The sequence below is a fragment of the Cytobacillus mangrovibacter genome, from assembly GCF_042865275.1.
GTDB classification, from domain to species: domain Bacteria; phylum Bacillota; class Bacilli; order Bacillales; family Cytobacillaceae; genus Cytobacillus; species Cytobacillus mangrovibacter.
The window spans coordinates 315,042-335,397 of the sequence record NZ_JBIACJ010000003.1 but is presented as its reverse complement, the minus strand read 5'-3'; the positions used below and the strand labels follow the sequence as shown (position 1 = coordinate 335,397).

Genomic DNA, 20,356 nt, shown 5'->3' with positions numbered 1-20,356 from the left:
ATGGTATTAACTAGGATATTTCTATTTTATCAAGCAACTTTTTCGATTTATCTAGTATTTCCAGCATTTTATCGAGCAATCGTCCTATTTATCCAGTATTCAAATAAGTACTGCTTTATCACTGCTCATTTTCTCCCCGCGAATTCGTTGGAATTCTGCCAGAAGCTTCTCAACTGTTAAGTGCTGTTTCTGCTCTTCATCCGTTTGAAAAATTAGCTGGCCCTTATCCATCATGATCAATCGATTGCCGAGATCTAATGCTTGCTGCATATTATGAGTGACCATCAAGGTTGTTAGCTGATATGATTGAACAATTTCTTTCGTTAAAGCCGTAATCAGCTCGGCACGGGCTGGATCAAGGGCGGCGGTATGTTCATCAAGCAGGAGAATTTTCGGTTCAGTGAAGGTCGCCATCAATAAGGAGAGCGCCTGCCTTTCTCCGCCTGATAATAAGCCTACCTTTGCCTGTAGGCGATTTTCCAATCCGAGATGCAGTGATTCAAGCTTTTCCTGAAAGAAAGTTCTTCTAGCTTTCGAAACACCTCTACTAAAGCCACGGGAGGTCGTTCTTGAATAAGCAATCGCAAGGTTTTCTTCAATCGTCATTGCCGGTGCTGTTCCCGCCATCGGGTCCTGAAAGACACGGCCAATCAATCTTGAACGTTTATGTTCTTTTACCGTCGTGACGTTCTTCCCATCAATGATTACTTCACCAACATCAGGAATCATTTTTCCAGAAATAAGGTTCATGAGGGTTGATTTTCCTGCTCCATTACTGCCAATGACAGTCATAAAGTCACCTGGCTTGAGATGCAAGTCCATATGCTGAAGCGCTATTTTCTCATCTGGTGTTCCTTCGTTAAAAATCTTATGAATCTGTTTTAATTGCAGCAAGCTGTTCACCACCCTCATAAGCTGTTTGTTTCGACTGGAGAACCCGACGTTTTTTCCGCTGTCTTTCTTTTTGCTTTTCAAGCACTTTCGGAATGATGAGCGCACAGACAACAATCAAAGCCGTAATCAGCTTCATATCACCTGCTTCAAGAAAATCAACGCGAAGGGCAGCTGTGACAATAATTCGATATAAAATCGCTCCGCCGATGACAGCCAATGTTGCTCGAACAATCGTTTTCGCCCCGAAGATTGCTTCGCCGATAATGACGGAAGCAAGACCGATCACTATCATACCAATTCCCATGCCAACATCACTAAACCCATTGTATTGGGCAACTAGTGCACCTGAGAAAGCAACAAGGGCATTCGAAATGCCAAGGCCCATTATTTTTAGTAAATCAGTATCCGCTGAAAAGCTGCGAATCATCGTTTCATTATTCCCTGTTGCTCGAATCGCAAGGCCAATATCTGTTTTTAAAAATAAGTCAATGATGACTTTTACAACAAGTGCGAGGATCAGCATAAGGAAAAGAATTCCCCAAGTTTTCGGTTCAAAGCCTATCACCGAAGATAATGCTTGCAGCGGCTTATCCAATCCAAGACTCTGCCAAAATGCCGTTAATTTTGTCATCACCGTCTCTTCTGCAAGAAGTGGAACATTCGATTTCCCCATAATGCGTAAGTTAATCGAATATAAGGCAATCATCATGAGAATTCCGGATAAAAGCGGATTGATTTTTCCCTTCGTATGAAGAAGTCCGGTCATACATCCAGCGACAAAGCCGGCACACACTGCAAGGAGCGTAGCGACAAACGGATTTGTTCCGCCGACAATAAGGACCGCTGCCACTGCAGCACCTGTTACAAAGCTTCCATCCACTGTTAAGTCAGGAAAATCGAGTATTCTAAAAGATAGGTAGACGCCTAATGCCATTAATGCATAGATGGCACCTGCTTCTATTGAACCGAAAATGGCTGTTGGCATGCTTCTCTTCCTCTCTGTCACTTATCAAGTAAAATTAGATTCCGCAAAACTAGCTCGTTGATATTATTTCCCTTCAAAAAATTCAGCAATATTCTCCCATTCTTGTTTTACTTCAAGTCCTTGCGCTTCGGCTGCTTTTTTATTAATGACAAGCTTTAAGCTTTCAGGCAGCTCAACCGAAATATCAGACACCTTTTTATTGCCTTTTAAAATTTCAGCTGCCATTTTCCCCGTTTGGTAGCCTAGATCAAAATAGCTGAAACCACTTGCAGCAATCGCACCGCGCTCCATCGAATCTAATTCTCCAACAAAAAGTGGGATTTTCTCGCCATTGGCAACAGAGATAACAGATTCTAATGCAGAAACAACAGTGTTATCTGTAGGTACATAAATGGCGTCGACACGTCCGACTAATGATTCGGCAGCCTGCTTCACTTCAGCAGAAGTAGATACTGACGCTTTCACAATCGAAGCTCCTAACCCTTTAGCGAGCTCTTCAACTTGATCTACTTGTACTTCAGAGTTTTGTTCCCCCGCATTGTAGATGACACCGATATTTTTGGCCCCAGCCTCTTCCACAATAAAGTTAATGGTTTTTGCTGTTCCTTCAGGATGGTTGTCCGTTGTTCCCGTAATATTGTTTCCTGGCTTATCAAACGCTTCGACTAACCCCGCTCCCACTGGATCTGTAACAGATGTGAAAAGAATCGGAATATCCTTTGTCGCATTTAAAGCACTCACAGCACTTGGTGTAGCATTCGCAAAGATTAAATCAACCTTATCACCGACAAAGTTATTGGCAATTGTCTGTGTATTGTTCATATCTGCTTGTGCGTTTTGGAAATTGTATTCAACATTTTCGCCCTCTTTAAATCCTTCATCTTCTAATGCCTTTTTAAATCCTTCTGTTGCTGCATCAAGAGACGGGTGTTCAGCAAATTGGGTTAAGCCAATCTTGAACATTTTTTCCTTTCCGCTATCTGTTCCATTTCCTTCTGTGCTTTCACTTCCACAGCCACTTAATAATGCAACCCCTACTAAACTAGCAGCAGCTAGTACTTTTAATTGTTTAATCATTTCTCGCACTCCTTTTATACTTAAACGCTTTTATGCTTTTATTCACTAAATTATAAATCTAGTAAAGATAAAATATCAAGTACTTTTTATTATTTTCAAAAAATTGATGAAATAAACGACTAAGATGAGCTCTCGTGCTTTGAGGGCTTGTAGCTATAAATTTTTGCTTACTCCTGATTTCGAGCGGTATAAACATCTCTTAACTACCGATTTTCCAGTCACTCCTTTTTTCGGAAGTTTTAAACGCCTCTTAACTACCGGTTTTCCAGTCACTCCTTTTTCCGGGGGTTATGATCACCTCTTAACTACCAATTTTTCAGTCACTCCTTTTTTCGGAAGTTATGATCGCCTCTTAACTACCAGTTTTCCAGCCACTCCTTTTTTTGGGAGTTTTGATCGCCTCTTAACTACCGATTTTCCAGTCACTCCTTTTTCCGGCACCATAAATATCTCCTAACCACCAATTCCCCACAAAAAAACACGGCTGCGATGGCCGTGTCCTTATTTCCCTTTAAATTCTGGCTTTCTTTTTTCTGCAAAGGCTTGAAGTGCTTCTACTCGATCTTCTGTCGGAATGATGACCTCATAGGCTTTTCTTTCGATTTGTAGTCCAGTCTGTAAATCCACATTCATTCCTTGCTTAACAGCAAACTTTGCCTGCTGAAGTGCTAATGGTCCATTGGCCAGCATTTGCTCTGCAAGCTCGTAGCATGTGTTCAATAAATTATCTCGTTCGGCTACCTTTGTTAATAAACCGTATTCGAATGCTTCCTCTGATGATAAACGCTTGGCTGTTAAAATCAATTCTAACGCTTTTGCCTGGCCAATCAATCTTGGCAGCCTTTGTGTTCCACCCGCTCCTGGAATGATTGCTAAGCTTGTTTCAGTTAGTCCCATTGATGTACCTGCAACAGCAATTCTGAAATCACATGATAAGGCTAATTCCATTCCTCCTCCAAAAGCAAAGCCATTTATCGCAGCAATCGTTGGCTGTGGAAGCTGATCAATAAGTGAAAACACTTCGCCAATCTTATAAATATTTCGGCGCACTTCCACGTCTGATAACGTTTTGCGCTCCTTCAAATCTGCTCCAACACTAAATGCCTTTTCACCTGCTCCTGTAAAAATTACAACTCGAACCTCAGGATCTGTTCGTAATTTCTCAACCGAAGCTTGAAGCTCGGATAACGTTTCATAATTAAATGCATTCAATGCATCTGGACGATTGATCGTTACTAATGCAATATGTTCTTTTAATTCAACAGCAATTGAACTCAAAGTGAATCCGCCCCCCTTTTATTAACTACATGTTCCAATTCGCGAAAATTCGCGAAAATCCTTTCAAAATTTCAGAAAAAAAGAAACAAGCCCGTCTGCCTGTTTCTAATGGTTAATTAAAAATGGAATACGAATTTTATTGTAAAACCTGAGTTTTCAAAGCTCTTCGCAAGATTTTTCCTGTCGTATTTTTAGGAAGCTCATCCAAGAATTCAATAGAAGATGGCAACTTATATTTCGCCAAATGCTGAGCACAATATTCTTGAAGATCTGCTTCAGTTAAACTAGGGTTCTTTTTTACGACATAGCACTTAACTGCTTCGCCTAGATTAGGATCCGGAACACCAATTGCGGCTGCCTCAACAACATCAGGATGATCATAAAGCACTTCTTCGACTTCTCTTGGATACACATTATAGCCGCCAACAATAATTAATTCCTTTTTCCGATCAACGATATAAAAGTAGCCGTCTTCATCCATACGAGCTAAATCACCCGTATAAAGCCAGCCATCCTTAATAGCTGCAGCTGATTCTTCAGGCATTTTGTAGTAGCCCTTCATTACATTTGGACCGCGGACAATCAATTCTCCAACCTCGCCAACTGGAACTTCATCACCAAGTTCATTAACGACTTTGTTCTCTACATTCACAATCGATTGACCAATAGAGCCAGCTTTTCTTGGTCTGTCTAGTGGGTTAAAGCATGTAACAGGTGATGCTTCGGAAAGACCATACCCTTCAGAAATCAGCACATTAAATTTCTGTTCAAAATTCTTTAATAATGCAACAGGCATCGCTGATCCGCCAGAAATACAAAGTCTTAGCGAGCTTAAGTCTCCACCATAGCTTGCGGCATATTGAAGAAGGAAATTATACATCGTTGGAACACCTGCAAATACAGTTGGCTTATACGTATCTACAAGCCTGAACATTTCCTTTGGACTGAACTTCGGATCAATAATGATCGTTGCACCATTCATAAGCGGAGCATTCAAAGCAACAGTCAAGCAAAAAACATGGAACATCGGCAAGGTTGTCACGACACGATCCTCTTCATTCATATGAAGATAATCACTAACATCCTTCGCATTACTGTAAAGATTTTTATGCGTCAGCATCGCACCCTTTGGTTTGCCTGTTGTGCCTGAAGTATACAGAATGATTGCCACTTCATCATCATCTAATTCTGGTCCTGTAAAGCTTAAATCACCTGATGCTAACACTTGTGAAAACGATTTCAATTTAGAAAATGCGGATAGCTCGGTTATATCAATACCTGATTCCTTCCCCTGAGGTGTTTCGCAAATAATGTAGTTCTCTACTTTTGGCAAAGCCGGATGCATTTTTTCAACTAAAGGAAGCAATAAATCAAGTGCTACAACCGCTTTTACATCTCCATTATTAACGATATAACCAATTTCATCAGGTGTATAGATCGGGTTAATTGGTATAACTGTTGCCCCAAGACGAAGCGCCCCATGTAAACCAATCACAAAGTGTGGAGAATTTCCTAACAATAAGGCAATATGATCCCCTTCTTTCACCCCTAATAGTTCAAGGCCAGAAGCAAATTTCGTAACCGCCGCATCCAATTCTGCATATGTACTTGATTGATCCATAAAGTAATAAGCCGGTTTGCTTCCCTTTATTTGTGCTGTTTCATGGAGCTGTTTTGTTAAATTCATATCCCTTTCCCCCTTTTCCTGAATGAGTAATCATTCATTTTTATTAAAATAATTTTCTAAATATATTATATTGAAAGAAAGTTATGTATTCAAGCGAAAAAGTTTTTAATGCTAATTTTCAAGGAATTCGCAATTATATTAACAAGAATTTTTATATTAATATAAAAACCGAACGGATGCCACCGTTCGGTTTTCATATTAATGAATATACTCCTCGCTTACTAATATGTCTGAAATGACTTCAGTCGGAATGATAAACTCAACAACACCCATATATCCAGGCGCCACTTCGTACTTATCAAAAGATATCACTAATTTTCCTTCATTATTAATATAGAAGTTTTGCTCCATGTTTATCGTTTCAAAAAGCTCAGTAAGGTCTTCATCTTCAAGGCCAGCTCCAGAAACCCAATAAATTGTATTCTCATCCACCTTCATTTGCTCACGCATTTGTTCTTTGATATTCTCACTTATTGTATTCACATAGCTTTCATCTGTAAATAACATTGGTAAGCTTAACAAAATTTGATTTTTCTTATCAATCGTATCATACTTCATAATCGTTGAAGATGATGCAACTGTGTTTACAACATATCTGCCGATTGACAAAATCTGCTCGTTATCCGTTTTCACCTCATATCCGCTGTCAACACCTAAATGACCGCCACCGTTATCCTCTAATTCCTTTACTTCGAGCATGAACTCATCATATAGTTCTTTTCCTTCTTTTAAATATTTATCATTCAGACTTTGAGCTAAATCTCCATTTTCTAAATCTGATACGGCTGGTACTTTAATATCTGCTTGGTATTTTTCTTTATCCACTTTGTATTCTGTAAAGGTTAATACCTTTACTATACTCCCAACGACAGGCATTTCTGCTAAACTGCTAGCCATAGCAGGGCTAATATTCAATCCTCCGATAAAAAGAACTGCCGCTGCAGCCGCCCCAGCCATCCATTTATACCCGTTTTTCTTTTTCTTTCCTTTTAATAAAGCTCTTTCAACAATGAGATCCAATTCATCTGGAATTTGAATATTTTTATACTCCGTTTTCAGTTCCTCTAATTTTTTGTCCATTCTAGTTAGCCCCCTTAATGATTTCATCTTTCAATTCGATGCGTAATAGCTTCAATGCTTTATACAATCGTGTTTTTATCGTGTTCACATTTTCATTCAGTACATCAGCCACTTCTTCAATTTTCATATCTTCGAAAAAGCGTAGAACAATAATGCTTTTGTATTCAGGTGCTAATTGATCCAAAGCCCTTTCTAAATCAATGTTTTCATAATGATCTTCACTGCCTGAACTAATAAATTCCATTGTTTCCGCATCGACAATACTGACTCGTTTATGTTTCCTGAGAAAATCTAAGGAAGTATTGACCACTATTCTATAAAACCAGCTTTTAAGTGTTTTTAAATCCTGAAGAGAGTCAATGGAGATGATCGCTTTATGGATCGAGTCTTGCACAATATCTAAAGCATCCTCAGAATTTTTCACATAGCTATAGGCTAGCCGATAAAAGTTCTCTTTGTTCTCTCGAATAAAGCTTACAAATAATTCGTCCTGATTTAATCTATTTTTCTTTCTCATGTCGCAAAAAGGCTCCTTTATTGCTATTAATTTGTATACATTTAAAAGACGCATCATCAGTGGTAAAAAGTTTTAGCTTTTGTTATGGATTATTGCTATTCAAATATGTAGTTGGGTAGAGTTGATTTCCGCTCCAGGTCGCTCGCTTTCCGCGGGGTGGGCGCTGAGCCTCCTCGGCGCTAGCGCCTGTGGGGTCTCAGCTGTCCCACACTTCCCGCAGGAGTCTCGCAACCTTCCGCTCCAATCAACCAACTTTTTTAGCAACAGTTTCGAACACATAACTTATTTAAAAACTTATTATTGACTTCTGCTCATTAAAAAAAGCGTTCCCCGTAAGGAACACTCTCATGAATTTTAGTATATTAGATTTAAAAAGTCTTCTTTAGTAATATTACCGAAATAATGTTTAATATCAATTTCTTCTAGTGCTTTTTCTAATTCTGCTTTTTCATAGCGAATGCCGGTTAGTTTATTTTCAATGTCACTCACATCTCCTACACCGAAAAAGTCACCGTATATTTTGCAATTTTCCACTTTGCCTTTATCCACGTCTAGTCGAATATCAAGGCCGCCAACTGGGAAGCGATGGGAATGCTGCAAGTTAAATTTAGGCGATTTCCCGTAATTCCAATCCCAGTTCTGATAGCGTTCCTCAGATAACTGATGAATTTTTTCCCAGTCCTCATCTGTTAAAACATACTCTTCAATTTGGTCTTTGCCGCCAAAAATATTTTCAAGCAATAGAGCACGGAATTCTTCAATCGAAATTTTTTCAGTTAAAAACTCAGAAATATTAGCAACCCGGCTCCGAATCGATTTAATCCCCTTCGACTCAATTTTATCCTTTTTCACCTTTAATGCGGAAACGACACTGTCAATTTCTGAATCTAGCATAAGTGTTCCGTGGCTAAACATTCTTCCCTTTGTAGAGAATTGAGCATTCCCGGAGATTTTTCTGCCTTCAACGGTAAGATCATTTCTGCCGCTTAGTTCAGCATTTACTCCTAGCTTTCTTAAAGCATCAACAACAGGCTCAGTGAACTTACGGAAATTATGAAAGCTTTCTCCGTCGTCTTTTGTAATGAAGCTAAAGTTCAAGTTTCCTAAATCATGATACACAGCTCCACCGCCAGATAAACGGCGAACAACATGAATGCCATTGCCTTCTACATATTCAGTATTAATTTCTTCAATCGTATTTTGATTTTTCCCAATGATAATCGATGGCTCATTTATGTAAAAAAGTAAATACGTTTCGTTAATATCTAGATTTTTCAATGCGTATTCTTCAATTGCTAAGTTAATTCTTGGATCAGTTATTCCTTTGTTATCGATAAATAACATGTTGATTCACTCCTTATAATTTAACGGACCATTGATATGCAGCAAGCGCAATTGGCCCACTATACATCTCTGCAGCTTCTTCCTTTAAATCCTCTATATTCCCATAATGCGGCAGATGAGTAAGCAGAAGCTTTTTGACATTTGCTTTCTGTGCTAAAGTTCCTGCATCATAGCTTGTCATATGTCCTGCACTCTTGCCATTCTGATGCTTATAAAAATTACACTCACACACTAATAAATCCGCGCCATTGCTAAAAGGAACGAATTCTTCTTTATATGATGTATCCGCAGTGTAAACAAGGGATTTTCCATCCGCCTCAATTCTCATCGCATAGCACAGAACAGGATGATCCGTCTGTAAAAATTGTATCGTAAATGGGCCGATTTTTAAAGTTTGATCTACTTGATAGGCGATCCCTTTCGTAATCTCTTTATACGTTAATTTCGAAAACTCTTGTTCATCCTTTTCATGACCATAAATAGGGAGACACTCTGTCTTATTGCCTAAAAAGCCTTGAATAAGACGAGCATGCTGAAGTACACCGATATCAGCAATATGATCAGGATGATAATGAGAAAGGATGACTCCATCAATATCCTCCGGCTGAATAATCTTTTGCATTTTTGCAAGGACACCGCTTCCGAAATCAAGCATTAATTGAAATCCCTCGTGTTCTAGTAAATATCCCGAACTCGCTTCATCTGCCTTTGGATACCCACCCCAGCAGCCGATCACTGTAAACTTCATTATTTCTCCTCCTTCTAGCTATTCCTCGTTATTTTCACCTATTAATCGAAATGGAAAACATTTAATCATTACTAATATACCTGAATAAGCCTATTTTTTCATATTCCTTATTTTTGTACCAAAACAGCCATTGACATAATATTACTGTTATAATACAATAAAAGAAATCTTACTATTCTAAACAAACACAAACCACCGGGAGGCTTTTAAAATGATCCAAAACATTTTAGATTTCTTTAGAAATTTACCAGCAAAGCAATGTGTTGACTGTGGGAAGCCAATAGAAGAACAGCATGAATGCTATGGAAATAAATGTGATCATTGTATGGGAGTTTCGGATATATAACACTTTTACTTCTTTTTCTAAAGTCTTTTTAAAGAATGTTGTTTTTGAATAATTATTTACCAAAAAGCTAGTTGATTGGAGCGGAAGGTGCGAGACTCCTCGAAAATGCATTTGCATTTCCTCGTGCGGTGTACATTCAAGAAGCCTATTCAACGTCCTGCGGGAGAAGTGGGACAGGTGAGACCCCACAGGAGCTTTGCTCCGAGGAGGCTCACCGCCCACCCCGCGGAAAGGGAGCATCCTGGAGCGGAAATCAACCTTACCTATAAATGATTATTTAACAACATGCTTGTGAAAAAAGCCTGAATTTTTATTCAAAAAACCAGCCGCTTCATTAAGAAACGGCTGGTTTTTTGTTTTATTCTGTAACAGTTACAGCAGCAAAACGCTTTTTATGCATGCCTGTGAAGAATGTAATTGTTCCTACAATAAATAAGACAATGAAAATCGCTAATATTCCTACGTTATGCCACATAAAGCTAATATCACCACTTGAAATGACTGCTTTAAAGCCTGAAACAGTGTAAGTCATTGGCAAGAATGTGCTAAATGGCTGTAAGAAGTTAGGAATTAACTCAAGTGGGAATGTACCTGCACTTGTTGTTAATTGTAGAATTAAGATGATGATCGCAATAAAACGTCCAGGATCACCAAATGTAGTAACAAAGAATTGAATCAATGTAATGAATGTTAAGCTTGTAATGATCGCAAAGAGAATAAATAAAGGTACACTTTGCACTTCAATTTTTAGACCAACAAACATAATCAATACTGCAATTAAAGCCTGAATCACACCAATTCCCATTAGAATAAGGAATTTACTTGTAAACCAGCTAAATCCGTTCTTAGGTACTCCCGCTGGTTCACGCAATGGAAAGACAATGGAAAGCAAGAGCGCACCAACAAATAGACCAAGAGATAAGAAATATGGAGCAAATCCAGTTCCATAGTTTGGAACTTTATTAATCTTCTCATTATCCACTTTGACTGGCCCTGCCATCATACTGAATGTATCATCACTCGCATGAACAGACGATGCCTTTTCAGCTCCATCTCCTAATTTGCTAGCTAGTTCCTCTGAACCTTCATGTAAAGTTGCCGTTCCATCTGCTATCTTTTCAGCACCATCTTTAAGCTGAGCTGTTCCATCTTTGATAGCAACAGAGCCATCTTGTAATTGCCCAAGTCCCCCAGCTAACACAGTTGACCCATTAGCTAATTGATCCGCACCCGCTTTTGCTTCTGCGAACTTTTGACCAAAAGTATTCATTCCTGTTTGGAACTCATTTTGCCCCTTCGAAACTGCCTGTGCACCACTATCAAGCTTTTCGCTGCCTTTTGCAAGCTCACTTACACCTTGCTGAAGCTGCTTCTGTCCTGCATTTAGCTCGCCAATTTTAACAGCAATGTCATTTCCGCCATTAGCAAGCTGACCAGCAGCACCGGCAAGTTCAGCTGTTCCAGTTTTAAGCTGGTTCAATGCACCTTCTAATTCTAAACGCTGAGGTGAATTTTCAGGAAGCTGGCCAACCAATGCTTGCAGTTTTTCCTGAAGCACTGCCATTCCGCCGTTTACTTTTTCTGCTTCTGATTGCCATTGCTGCAAAGAGGATGACAGTGATTTCGCACCAGCCCCAATTTGCTCAGTACCAGTAACAACAGCTGGGAGCTTTTCATTAACTGCTCCTATGCCTTCTTTTGTCTGATGAATCCCTGCAGCCAATTGCTCATGACCTGCTTTCAATTGATCAGAGGCTGACTGTAATGTATTCTGTCCTTCTTGGAGCTGACCAAGCCCATCTGCAAGAGTTTTTGAACCAGATACTAGCTCTTTAGAGCCATTATTGATTTTCCCAACCCCATCATTAAATTCAATGGATTTATTAGCCAATAAGGATAGCTTTTCATAAATAAGAGAAGAACCGTCCTTTAGTTCGGCTGCGCCTTCATTTATTTTTGAAGCACCGTCACTTGCTTGCCCCATTCCATCAGCAAGCTCCGTCACTTTATCAAACATCGTTTCTGCATATGTTTCGGTTATTTTCTCTGAAATAGATGATTTAATTTTTTCTATAGCAGTTTCACCTATTTGGGAAGAAAGGAAGTTATAGCTTTCATTCGGAACATAGACAAGCTTTAACTTTTCAGGATGATCATCAAGCAATGTTGTAGCATTGGATGAAAATTCTGATGGAATTTCAATCAGCATATAATACTCTTGATTTTTAAGATCCTTATATCCCTGCTCTTTGTTAACAAATTGAAAATTAAAATCTCCACTTTCTTTTAATTTATCAACAAGCTCATTCCCGAGCTGAAGCTCTTTCCCTTCAAAATCAGCCCCCTGATCCTCATTCACAATCGCCACAGGCAAGTCTGCTAAATGATCATACGGATCCCAAAATGCCCAAAGGAACATCCCGCTGTATAATACCGGAATAAATAGAACTGCAATAATCGGAATAAGAAGCTTTTTATTCCTCAAAACAGACAGCAATTCCTTTTTGAAAAGACTTTCTCTCAATGTTGTTGCCTCCTTGTTATACTGACTGTTTTGTTCATTTAGTCAACATATTCCAAAAAATGAGGACTATCTGTTGGATAATCCTTCAAAGATATACTGTTCAAATAGCTTTGCAATTTCTTCCTTCTCTAATGGTTCATTCCGCTTCTCCCAATCAAAAATAAGAGCAACATAGAGCTTTAGCATAATGAATGCTGTTACATCTGGGTTGCAATCTTGGATTTCTCCCTTCTTAATGGCTGCAATGATTTTCTCTTTTAAATAGCCAAGAATGGCATCTTCTAGTTTAATCATTACCTCCATAACTGCAGGAGTCCCCATTTCTTTCTCTTCTTGAAAGAGCTTAATGGTCAACTGATGCTTTAGGCGAAATTCCAGAATTTGATAGAGTCCCTGATGAACCTTTTCATGAAATGAAAGGGTAGAATCCATTGCTTCATCAGCCGCCTGTTTCATTTCAATAATAAGCGAGCTAATGATTTCATCGAACAGTTCTTCTTTATTTTTAAAGAATGTATAAATCGTTCCTTTTCCTACATTTGCAATCTTTGCAACCTGATCCATTGTTGTGGCCTTAAAGCCAAATAATGAAAAGGATTTAGTAGCCGCCTCAATAATCAGCTGCTTTCGATCGATTGCCATGTCCTCACCTCTCGCTAGAAAAAAAGAATAATTGACTAAATGAGTAATTCGGTCATTTTGTACAATAAATAATTTATCATACATGTTTATTAAATGCAACCCAATTTTAATAAGACTAAAAAATATTCATGAACATCTGCTTTCAGCCAGGTATGTGAATGTCAGTCAAGGCTTGTTTAATAATCAGATCATTTTTTTACAGAAAAAAAAGCTATCACGAATGGATAGCTTTTTGGGTAAATAAAAAGGATAGTACTTGTTGAACAGCCTTTTCACCTTGATCAATACAATCTGGCATCCCTAAACCATCATATGAACTCCCTGCAAGATATACGCCTGGAAGCTCAGTTGTCAGCTGATTCGTTACCTTTTCGATTCGATCCTTGTGACCGACCGTGTACTGTGGCATGGAGTCCTTCCATCTAGAAATCACTGAAAACTCAGGAGCCATCGTAATATTCATTGTTTTATTCAAATCATTTAAAACGATTTTCACCATTTCATCATCTGAGACATCAACTACCGCCTCGTCACCAGGTCTGCCTACATAGCAGCGCAGCAGGACTTTTCCTTTCGGTGTTGAATGTGGCCACTTCTTATGTGTCCAAGTACAAGCAGTGATGGTGTAATCACAATTTCTAGAGACAACGAATCCTGTTCCCTCAATATCCTTCTCAATCGCTTCCTCTGGAAAAGCAAGTGCAACAGTAGCAACTGAAGTTGAAGGCATTTCCTTAAAGCGATCAAAAAGGCGATACTGCGGAAATATAGATTGAGTAACATGATGTGGAACTGACAGAATAATACTATCTGCCTGTAATACTTCACCATCAATTAATCCAACCTCATAACCGCTATCTGTTTTATGAATCTGCTCTACCCGAAAACCTTTAAGTACAGAACCGGGTTCTAATTTCGCCTCAATAGCGTCCACAAATGACTGCAGACCCTTTTTAAAGGTTAAGAACATTCCTTTTTCTTTCTTCTCACCTGAGCTTTTTGGCTGTGGAGGTGTTGCCTTTTTCATTCCTAATATCAAGCTTCTATATTTTTGTTCCACTTGATAAAATTGCGGGAAAGTAGACATTAAGCTTAAATGATCGATATCACCAGCATATATGCCAGAAAGAAGCGGCTCGATTAAGTTTTCAACAACCTCATCACCAAGTCTTCTTCGGAAAAATCCCCCTAGTGCCTGATCCTCGGCAGGGTTTGAACGCGGCAGAACAAAATCTGCCGCAGCACGCATTTTCCCTGTAAATGAAAATAGACCTGTCGTAACAAAAGGAGCCATTTGTGTTGGGATTCCCATAATGGACCCTCCAGGCATCGGATGAAGACGCTCCCTTGCTAGAACAAATGATTTCCCCGCTGTATTGTTAATAAGTTCATTTTCCATTCCTACCTCTTTAGCTAAGCGGCTCGCACTTTGCTTTCTAGCAAGGAAGGAATCAGGCCCTCTCTCAATAACAAAGCCTTCCTTAACGACCGTTTGCAATTTTCCCCCAAGACGGTGAGAGGCCTCCACCAGTTTCACATCAAGTGGAAGGTTCTTTTCACGGGCTTCCTTTTGTAAATAATAAGCTGCAGCTAAACCGGTGATGCCACCCCCGATAATGAGTACCTTCTGCTGTTCATTCGACATGGTTCATCGCCTTCTTTACTTAAGGTTCACTTGCTTGCTAATTTTTGTTGAATGATCGTTGCAAGGGCATCAATAAATTCTGGTTGATCATTCGGCATCTCCGGACGATAATAAGCTGCACCAATTTCATTCGTTACAACTTTACATTCATAATCGTTATCAAATAGCACTTCTAAATGATCAGAGATAAAGCCAACTGGCGTATATACAAAGGCCTTATAGCCTTCTTTTTCAAAAAGTTCTCTCGTTAAATCCTGAACATCTGGTCCAAGCCACGGTTCAGGCGTATTTCCGGCGCTTTGCCAGCCTACCGCATAGTTTTTAACTCCAGCCTGGCTTGCAATCATATCCGCCGTTTCCTGAAGCTGATGCGGATATGGGTCACCTAATTGTAAAATCTTCTCAGGCAAGCTATGTGCTGAAACGATAAGTACGGCTTTTTCACTTTCTTCAGCTGTCATACTTGCAAAGGTTGATTTCACACGATCTGCCCAATATTTGATGAATTTCGGCTCATTATACCAGCTTTCTACTGAATGAATCACTGGTCCTCCAAGCTTCTCTGCTTCTTCCTTAGCACGTCCATTGTAAGATTTCACGCTGAATGTAGAGAAATGTGGAGCAAGAACAAGGCTGACTGCTTCTTCAATCCCATCCTCATTCATTTGTTTAACTGCATCCTCAATAAATGGCTCGATATGCTTTAATCCTAAATACATGACGAATTCATATTCATCTTGTATTTCATTCAGATAGGATTCAAGACCTTTCGCTTGATCCGTTGTTATTTTTGCAAGTGGAGAAATGCCGCCGATCGCTTCATATCTTCCCCGTAAGTCCTCAAGCATCTCTGGAGTAGGCTTTCTTCCATGTCTAATATGCGTATAATAACGCTCAATATCCTCTTCCTTATAAGGCGTACCATACGCCATTACAAGTAACCCCATTTTCTTTCTTGTCATATTATCCACCTCTTGTTAATCTGTTCTCATTTCAACCTGTCATATAGTGAAACTTCAATCAGTGGGGGTTTTCTTCATCCCCCACTGATTGTTAGTTGAACTTATCGGGCATTTACGGGCTGTTGGTCCCCACTAAGTTCTTGAAGTGGGGGTCTTACAGCCCGTTAATCTGCGGTATAGCACAAGATATCCAACTCATTGATTCAAAGGGCTTACTTGCTTAATTTTGAAGCAGAATATTCATGAACAAATGCAGTTAATCGCTTTAATGTTTCTGGATTTACATCTGGGAATACGCCATGTCCAAGGTTAAAGATATATCCAGGGCGCTCCATTCCTTGATCTAGAATCGCTTTTGCTTTCTCTTCAATAACTTCCCATGGTGCAAGCAGAAGAGCAGGATCAAGGTTTCCTTGAACAGCCTTTGTGATTCCTCTTTCTCTCGCTTCTTTAATTGGCAGTCTCCAGTCAAGACCAACAACATCAAGCGGAAGATCATGCCACTCCATTGCAAGATGACTTGCACCAACACCGAACATAATAAGAGGTACATTTTCTTCTCTTAAAGCAGAGAAAATTCTGTTCATCGTTGGTTTAATGAATAGGCGATAATCCTCCACATTCAATGCACCAACCCATGAATCGAAAATCTGAATCGCTTTTGCGCCAGCATTAATTTGTGATTTCACATATGTAATCGTCATTTCGCTCAGCTTGTCCATTAAAGCAAACCATGCTTTTGGTTCAGCATGCATAAATGATTTTGTTTTATTGTAATTTTTCGAAGGACCGCCTTCGATCATGTAGCTTGCAAGGGTGAACGGTGCACCAGCAAATCCAATTAATGGAACTGTCAATTGTTCTTGAGTAAGAAGCTTAATCGTTTCAAGTACATATGGTACATCCTCTTCCGGATTAATTTCTCCAAGCTTTTCAACATCAGCAATTGAACGAATCGGATTAGAAATAACTGGGCCAATACCAGACTTTATTTCAACCTCAACCCCTAGTGAAGGAAGCGGTGACATAATGTCTTTATAAAGAATGGCCGCATCATTATTATATTGATCAACAGGCAGCTTTGTTACATAAGCACATAGCTCAGGCTGATGTGTAATTTCAAATAAAGAGTATTTCTCTTTAATGGCTCTGTATTCTGGCTGAGAACGTCCTGCTTGACGCATATACCATACAGGTACATGATCTGTCTTTTCACCTCTAGCCGCTCGTAAAAATGTATCATTTATTATTTTTTCCATTTTAATTATCCACCTTTCAAGACTGTCTGCTTAACATTTTAATATATAAGTAAGGATATTTGAAATATTGACGCCTAATCATCCGTATTTAACTGTATCGTTTTCTAGTAAGATTGTATAGACAACGAAGAAAAATGTCGAAAATTTGACAAAACGTCCCCATTTCAAAGCAATAAATAAGTTATGTACATGAAAACAGTTGACAAAAAAACTAGGTTGATTGGAGCGGAAGGTGCGAGACTCCTCGAAAATGCATCCGCATTTCCTCGTGCGGTGTCTATTCAAGAAGCCTATTCAACGTCCTGCGGGAGTAGTGGGACAGGTGAGACCCCGCAGGAGCGATTGCTCCGAGGAGGCTCAGCGCCCACCCCGCGGAAAGGGAGCATCCTGGAGCGGAAATCAACCTCTACAAAAAATGTTTATTTAACTGTAATGTTTGCAAGAATAGACTTAGCAAAATATAGTATAGTATTAGAAACTATAAGTGAAAGGGATGAACGGAATGAACATCCATTTGACAAGCGGAACTTTCGATTTTTTATTTAAAATGAAAAAAAAACATTTAGCTGAGTCCATGATCCTCATGCAAAATATCGACAATGCCGTATTATTGCACGAGACAACAAAATCATCCGTATTTAATACACCAAGGTCCTTCCAAGTCCTTGATTCTTTTGGTCCTCTCGAAAATAGAGGCTACGTTGTCATGAATAATATACCCGTAACAGAGGAAGAAAGACCTTTGTTCGAATACCGTCTAAAAAATATAAAAAATCTTTTCCAAAATCTCAAGGGGTTTTTAGCGATCCGAATCCTTCAGCCGCTTAAATCAGATACCTACATTGTCCTTACATTATGGCAAAATGAAAAGGCATACATGGATTGGGAGCATTCGGCTTCCTATGATATGTTCATGAATGAAGTGGAAATGAATCTATCTTTCAAAACAGCACAGCTATTAATAGGTTCTTCCTATATAACAAAATATTTCATCCCAGAAGAAAAATAGAAATGGATGGTCATCATTTAGCCATCCAATTTCATTCATTTATATATGACAGAAGATAGCTAACTATCCGTTTAGAGTCTAGTCTGGCAGCGATGAAGGGCGGTTCTGCATGTCTATTAGCTTCAATCGGCAAACCGAGCCAAAGTAATTGATTATCAATCATAATCAGCGGAAATGGGAATGGCTCCGATTTTTCTTTCTCACTTTTAAGTCCGGCGACCCGATTCTTTGCCAGCAAAGTCAATTTTGTTCCTTTTTCTCTCTTATTTAATATTCCTATCCATTCTTCTGTTAATAAACCGCCATCTGGAAGTGAGACAATGATTGTTTTGCTTGCTGTACTGATGTCTTTCTTCACTTGTTCTAGCTTTCTTGCATACATCCATTGCAGATTTGGATGCTGATTTTTTATCCATGTGCCGATTTCACTTGGACCGATTGCTTTTCCAAGCGTAAGCTGATGTTCAACAAGATGACGCCAAGTTTTATTACGATACACCCGATTGCGGACAAATTTGTGATTGCACAGATGGATAAACTTCCCTTTTGTTCTCGTAATCGCGACATTCAACAGCCTCTCACTCTCTTTTCCAGTTAAAAGCATTCCTGCACGATCCTGTGGTTCACTATCCACTGTATCGAAAATCATCACATCTCGTTCACTTCCTTGAAAGCGATGAACGGTAGCCGCAACAATATCTGCCTCACCAAGCTCCTCTTCATACAATTCATTGAGCAATTGTTCTAGGAGCACCGCTTGCGCACGGTAAGGGGTGACATAGCCAATAGACCTGGTTCCACCAACATATGCCTCATGTACTAGTTGAAAAGATAAAAGAAGCTGCCATAAGTTAATTCTTGATTTTGAAAAACGTTCTGTTATGCAGTACTCTCCAGCACCTGATGTGTCTAGAAGAATAGAAGCTCTATCTTGAAAGGGCAATCTCCTTGAGATATCCTGCCTTGATGTCAGTACACTTTTATGATCCCCTACCAATGAATGGTAAATATATTTATTTGTAAACAAGGAAATTTCCGGATGCATTCGCCTTTGTTCTTTAAGAAGAAATAAATGTGGATGCAGCTTTCCTTCGTTTACCCACTCCGAAACGCCAGATTTATGGAAAACATCCTCTCTTAACCATTCGCTAACAAGCGGATGACGTGCAGATGCAATGGGCGGAAGCTGCTTAAAGTCTCCACAAATAATGGCCCGTTTGGCAAGTGAAACAGCGAACGCTGTTTGAGGTACATAGGCCATGCTTGCTTCATCTACAACTACAAGATCAAATTCCTTTTCGTAAATAGCTGGATCATTGGCTGCCTTTGCCAAGGTTGTTCCAATGATCTTTGCATCTTGTAAAAATTGCAGCTCTTTTTGACGGACCTTTTCAAGTACAGCCGCTAGCTTTTTTTCAATGTCTAGAAGACGATCAGAGTCTCTTTTACTAAAGGATTTAGACAAGTCCAATTTAATAAACCTACGTTCTTCTATTAAAGCTTCCTTGTTTTCTGCCAAATTTGAATGATGTTTTTCAATGAGATGACTTGCCGTTAAAAACGGCCGATTTTGAATCGCTTCCCCTGCTTGTGAACCATACCTTAGCAGGTCTCCCTCTCGTAAATGACCTTTTTTTTCAACAAATATAGAAACTTCCGCCATAAGTACATCGACTGCCTGGTTGCTATGAGAAAGAACGAGCACTCGAGCATCCTTTAAATATTTATTGGCAACAACTCTAGCAAGCGTATGAGTCTTCCCTGTTCCTGGAGGTCCCCATACAAAAGTGACAGGATTGTACTTCGAGCGAAGTATGAGTTCATGAACGTTTGATTTAATATTATCAGTTGGATGTTTCGCAGGCATGGATGGATCCATCAGCTTTTTGATCCTTCCCCTTTTCCGCTTGCTCTCCTTCATATCCTCCAGTCGCTGAAAAAGCTGATCAAGCAGCTCCCATGGATCATAAAGCATATAACTCTCAGATAAAGTGGGACCTAAGTTTTCCTTTATTTCAATGATGACACTTCTTCCTTCTGATGAAAGGATACGACCATCCGCAAGCTTTTTTCCCCATTCCATTCTGACAATCGAACCGACAGGTATTTTTATTGATGAAGGAGTATCAAAAAAATAGATATAGGCATTTTCTTTTGAAAGCAAACGCCCATTCAGCAGCAAATACCTTGTACTGCCTTCATTTTTCAAATGCTGAATCTCAGCTTTTAATGCCTTTTGCCAAACTTTTATGTAAGTCAATGTTGTAGTCATTACCAAACTTCCTTTACTCGAGAAATATTCATTTATGATCCCTAAATTTTCTATTACAACATGGTATACTACCATTGTAGTCTTTTT

Annotated in this window: 17 protein-coding genes; 2 read left to right on the top strand and 15 right to left on the bottom strand. The window is 39.3% G+C overall.

The annotated features are described in order from the left end of the window. Window positions 1-99 precede the first annotated feature (99 nt). From ACFYKT_RS08050 to ACFYKT_RS08010, 9 genes are all read right to left on the bottom strand, one after another. Window positions 100-894 (bottom strand): ABC transporter ATP-binding protein, encoded by a 795-nt coding sequence (locus ACFYKT_RS08050; protein WP_389217992.1) that lies wholly within the window; start codon window positions 892-894, stop codon window positions 100-102. Beyond that, entirely contained in the window at window positions 869-1,879 is a 1,011-nt protein-coding gene (locus tag ACFYKT_RS08045) for an ABC transporter permease (protein WP_389217989.1), read from the bottom strand. Before ACFYKT_RS08045 ends, ACFYKT_RS08050 begins: the two co-directional genes overlap by 26 nt. A gap of 63 nt (window positions 1,880-1,942) precedes the next feature. After that, on the bottom strand, window positions 1,943-2,956 hold the full coding sequence (locus tag ACFYKT_RS08040; RefSeq protein ID WP_389217986.1) for an ABC transporter substrate-binding protein: 1,014 nt from the start codon (window positions 2,954-2,956) through the stop codon (window positions 1,943-1,945). Window positions 2,957-3,457: 501 nt separating this feature from the next. Next, window positions 3,458-4,234, bottom strand: coding sequence for an enoyl-CoA hydratase-related protein (locus ACFYKT_RS08035; protein ID WP_389217983.1), 777 nt, complete (start codon window positions 4,232-4,234; stop codon window positions 3,458-3,460). A gap of 136 nt (window positions 4,235-4,370) precedes the next feature. Continuing rightward, complete coding sequence (locus ACFYKT_RS08030; RefSeq protein WP_389217980.1) at window positions 4,371-5,921, bottom strand: fatty acid--CoA ligase family protein; 1,551 nt, start codon at window positions 5,919-5,921, stop codon at window positions 4,371-4,373. A gap of 198 nt (window positions 5,922-6,119) precedes the next feature. Further along, window positions 6,120-7,001, bottom strand: coding sequence for a DUF3298 and DUF4163 domain-containing protein (locus tag ACFYKT_RS08025; RefSeq protein WP_389217977.1), 882 nt, complete (start codon window positions 6,999-7,001; stop codon window positions 6,120-6,122). Between the two features lies 1 nt (window position 7,002). Next, entirely contained in the window at window positions 7,003-7,518 is a 516-nt protein-coding gene (locus tag ACFYKT_RS08020; RefSeq protein ID WP_389217974.1) for an RNA polymerase sigma factor, read from the bottom strand. A gap of 354 nt (window positions 7,519-7,872) precedes the next feature. Further along, window positions 7,873-8,862 carry a lipoate--protein ligase gene (locus ACFYKT_RS08015; protein WP_389217971.1) on the bottom strand — a complete coding sequence of 330 codons (990 nt, stop codon included), beginning with the start codon at window positions 8,860-8,862 and terminating at the stop codon, window positions 7,873-7,875. A 13-nt stretch (window positions 8,863-8,875) separates the two neighbouring features. After that, window positions 8,876-9,610, bottom strand: coding sequence for an MBL fold metallo-hydrolase (locus ACFYKT_RS08010; protein ID WP_389217968.1), 735 nt, complete (start codon window positions 9,608-9,610; stop codon window positions 8,876-8,878). 211 nt (window positions 9,611-9,821) lie between these two features. On the opposite strand from ACFYKT_RS08010, the gene yhfH reads away from it, so the two are divergent. Further along, window positions 9,822-9,956 (top strand): protein YhfH, encoded by a 135-nt coding sequence (gene yhfH, locus ACFYKT_RS08005; RefSeq protein WP_075209111.1) that lies wholly within the window; start codon window positions 9,822-9,824, stop codon window positions 9,954-9,956. 358 nt (window positions 9,957-10,314) lie between these two features. Here yhfH and ACFYKT_RS08000 read toward each other — a convergent pair whose 3' ends face one another. The 5 genes from ACFYKT_RS08000 to hemE all read right to left on the bottom strand — a co-directional run bounded on the left by ACFYKT_RS08000 (window position 10,315) and on the right by hemE (window position 16,988). After that, window positions 10,315-12,480, bottom strand: a complete 2,166-nt coding sequence (locus ACFYKT_RS08000; RefSeq protein ID WP_389217965.1) for a YhgE/Pip family protein — start codon at window positions 12,478-12,480, stop codon at window positions 10,315-10,317. A gap of 66 nt (window positions 12,481-12,546) precedes the next feature. Next, window positions 12,547-13,122, bottom strand: coding sequence for a TetR/AcrR family transcriptional regulator (locus tag ACFYKT_RS07995; protein WP_389217963.1), 576 nt, complete (start codon window positions 13,120-13,122; stop codon window positions 12,547-12,549). Between the two features lie 214 nt (window positions 13,123-13,336). After that, the gene (gene hemY, locus ACFYKT_RS07990; RefSeq protein ID WP_389217960.1) at window positions 13,337-14,767 is read right to left on the bottom strand and encodes a protoporphyrinogen oxidase; all 1,431 of its coding nucleotides are present in this window, start codon (window positions 14,765-14,767) and stop codon (window positions 13,337-13,339) included. A 26-nt stretch (window positions 14,768-14,793) separates the two neighbouring features. Then, window positions 14,794-15,729 (bottom strand): ferrochelatase, encoded by a 936-nt coding sequence (gene hemH / locus ACFYKT_RS07985; RefSeq protein WP_389217957.1) that lies wholly within the window; start codon window positions 15,727-15,729, stop codon window positions 14,794-14,796. Between the two features lie 212 nt (window positions 15,730-15,941). Then, entirely contained in the window at window positions 15,942-16,988 is a 1,047-nt protein-coding gene (gene hemE / locus ACFYKT_RS07980) for a uroporphyrinogen decarboxylase (RefSeq protein WP_389217955.1), read from the bottom strand. A 502-nt stretch (window positions 16,989-17,490) separates the two neighbouring features. Between hemE and ACFYKT_RS07975 the strand changes: the two genes are divergently transcribed. Next, window positions 17,491-17,997, top strand: a complete 507-nt coding sequence (locus tag ACFYKT_RS07975; protein ID WP_389217952.1) for an antibiotic biosynthesis monooxygenase family protein — start codon at window positions 17,491-17,493, stop codon at window positions 17,995-17,997. Between the two features lie 31 nt (window positions 17,998-18,028). Here ACFYKT_RS07975 and ACFYKT_RS07970 read toward each other — a convergent pair whose 3' ends face one another. Then, complete coding sequence (locus ACFYKT_RS07970) at window positions 18,029-20,269, bottom strand: AAA domain-containing protein (protein ID WP_389217948.1); 2,241 nt, start codon at window positions 20,267-20,269, stop codon at window positions 18,029-18,031. Window positions 20,270-20,356: the final 87 nt, after the last annotated feature.

What these genes read in the sequence shown, in the direction of transcription:
- ACFYKT_RS08030 (WP_389217980.1), bottom strand. Translation starts at nt 5,921, where the DNA reads ATGAATTTAACAAAACAGCTCCATGAAACAGCACAAATAAAGGGAAGC.
- hemE (WP_389217955.1), bottom strand. Translation starts at nt 16,988, where the DNA reads ATGGAAAAAATAATAAATGATACATTTTTACGAGCGGCTAGAGGTGAA.
- ACFYKT_RS07970 (WP_389217948.1), bottom strand. Translation starts at nt 20,269, where the DNA reads ATGACTACAACATTGACTTACATAAAAGTTTGGCAAAAGGCATTAAAA.
- ACFYKT_RS08015 (WP_389217971.1), bottom strand. Translation starts at nt 8,862, where the DNA reads ATGTTATTTATCGATAACAAAGGAATAACTGATCCAAGAATTAACTTA.
- ACFYKT_RS07995 (WP_389217963.1), bottom strand. Translation starts at nt 13,122, where the DNA reads ATGGCAATCGATCGAAAGCAGCTGATTATTGAGGCGGCTACTAAATCC.
- yhfH (WP_075209111.1), top strand. Translation starts at nt 9,822, where the DNA reads ATGATCCAAAACATTTTAGATTTCTTTAGAAATTTACCAGCAAAGCAA.
- ACFYKT_RS08010 (WP_389217968.1), bottom strand. Translation starts at nt 9,610, where the DNA reads ATGAAGTTTACAGTGATCGGCTGCTGGGGTGGGTATCCAAAGGCAGAT.
- ACFYKT_RS08020 (WP_389217974.1), bottom strand. Translation starts at nt 7,518, where the DNA reads ATGAGAAAGAAAAATAGATTAAATCAGGACGAATTATTTGTAAGCTTT.
- ACFYKT_RS08025 (WP_389217977.1), bottom strand. Translation starts at nt 7,001, where the DNA reads ATGGACAAAAAATTAGAGGAACTGAAAACGGAGTATAAAAATATTCAA.
- ACFYKT_RS08045 (WP_389217989.1), bottom strand. Translation starts at nt 1,879, where the DNA reads ATGCCAACAGCCATTTTCGGTTCAATAGAAGCAGGTGCCATCTATGCA.
- hemY (WP_389217960.1), bottom strand. Translation starts at nt 14,767, where the DNA reads ATGTCGAATGAACAGCAGAAGGTACTCATTATCGGGGGTGGCATCACC.
- ACFYKT_RS07975 (WP_389217952.1), top strand. Translation starts at nt 17,491, where the DNA reads ATGAACATCCATTTGACAAGCGGAACTTTCGATTTTTTATTTAAAATG.
- hemH (WP_389217957.1), bottom strand. Translation starts at nt 15,729, where the DNA reads ATGACAAGAAAGAAAATGGGGTTACTTGTAATGGCGTATGGTACGCCT.
- ACFYKT_RS08040 (WP_389217986.1), bottom strand. Translation starts at nt 2,956, where the DNA reads ATGATTAAACAATTAAAAGTACTAGCTGCTGCTAGTTTAGTAGGGGTT.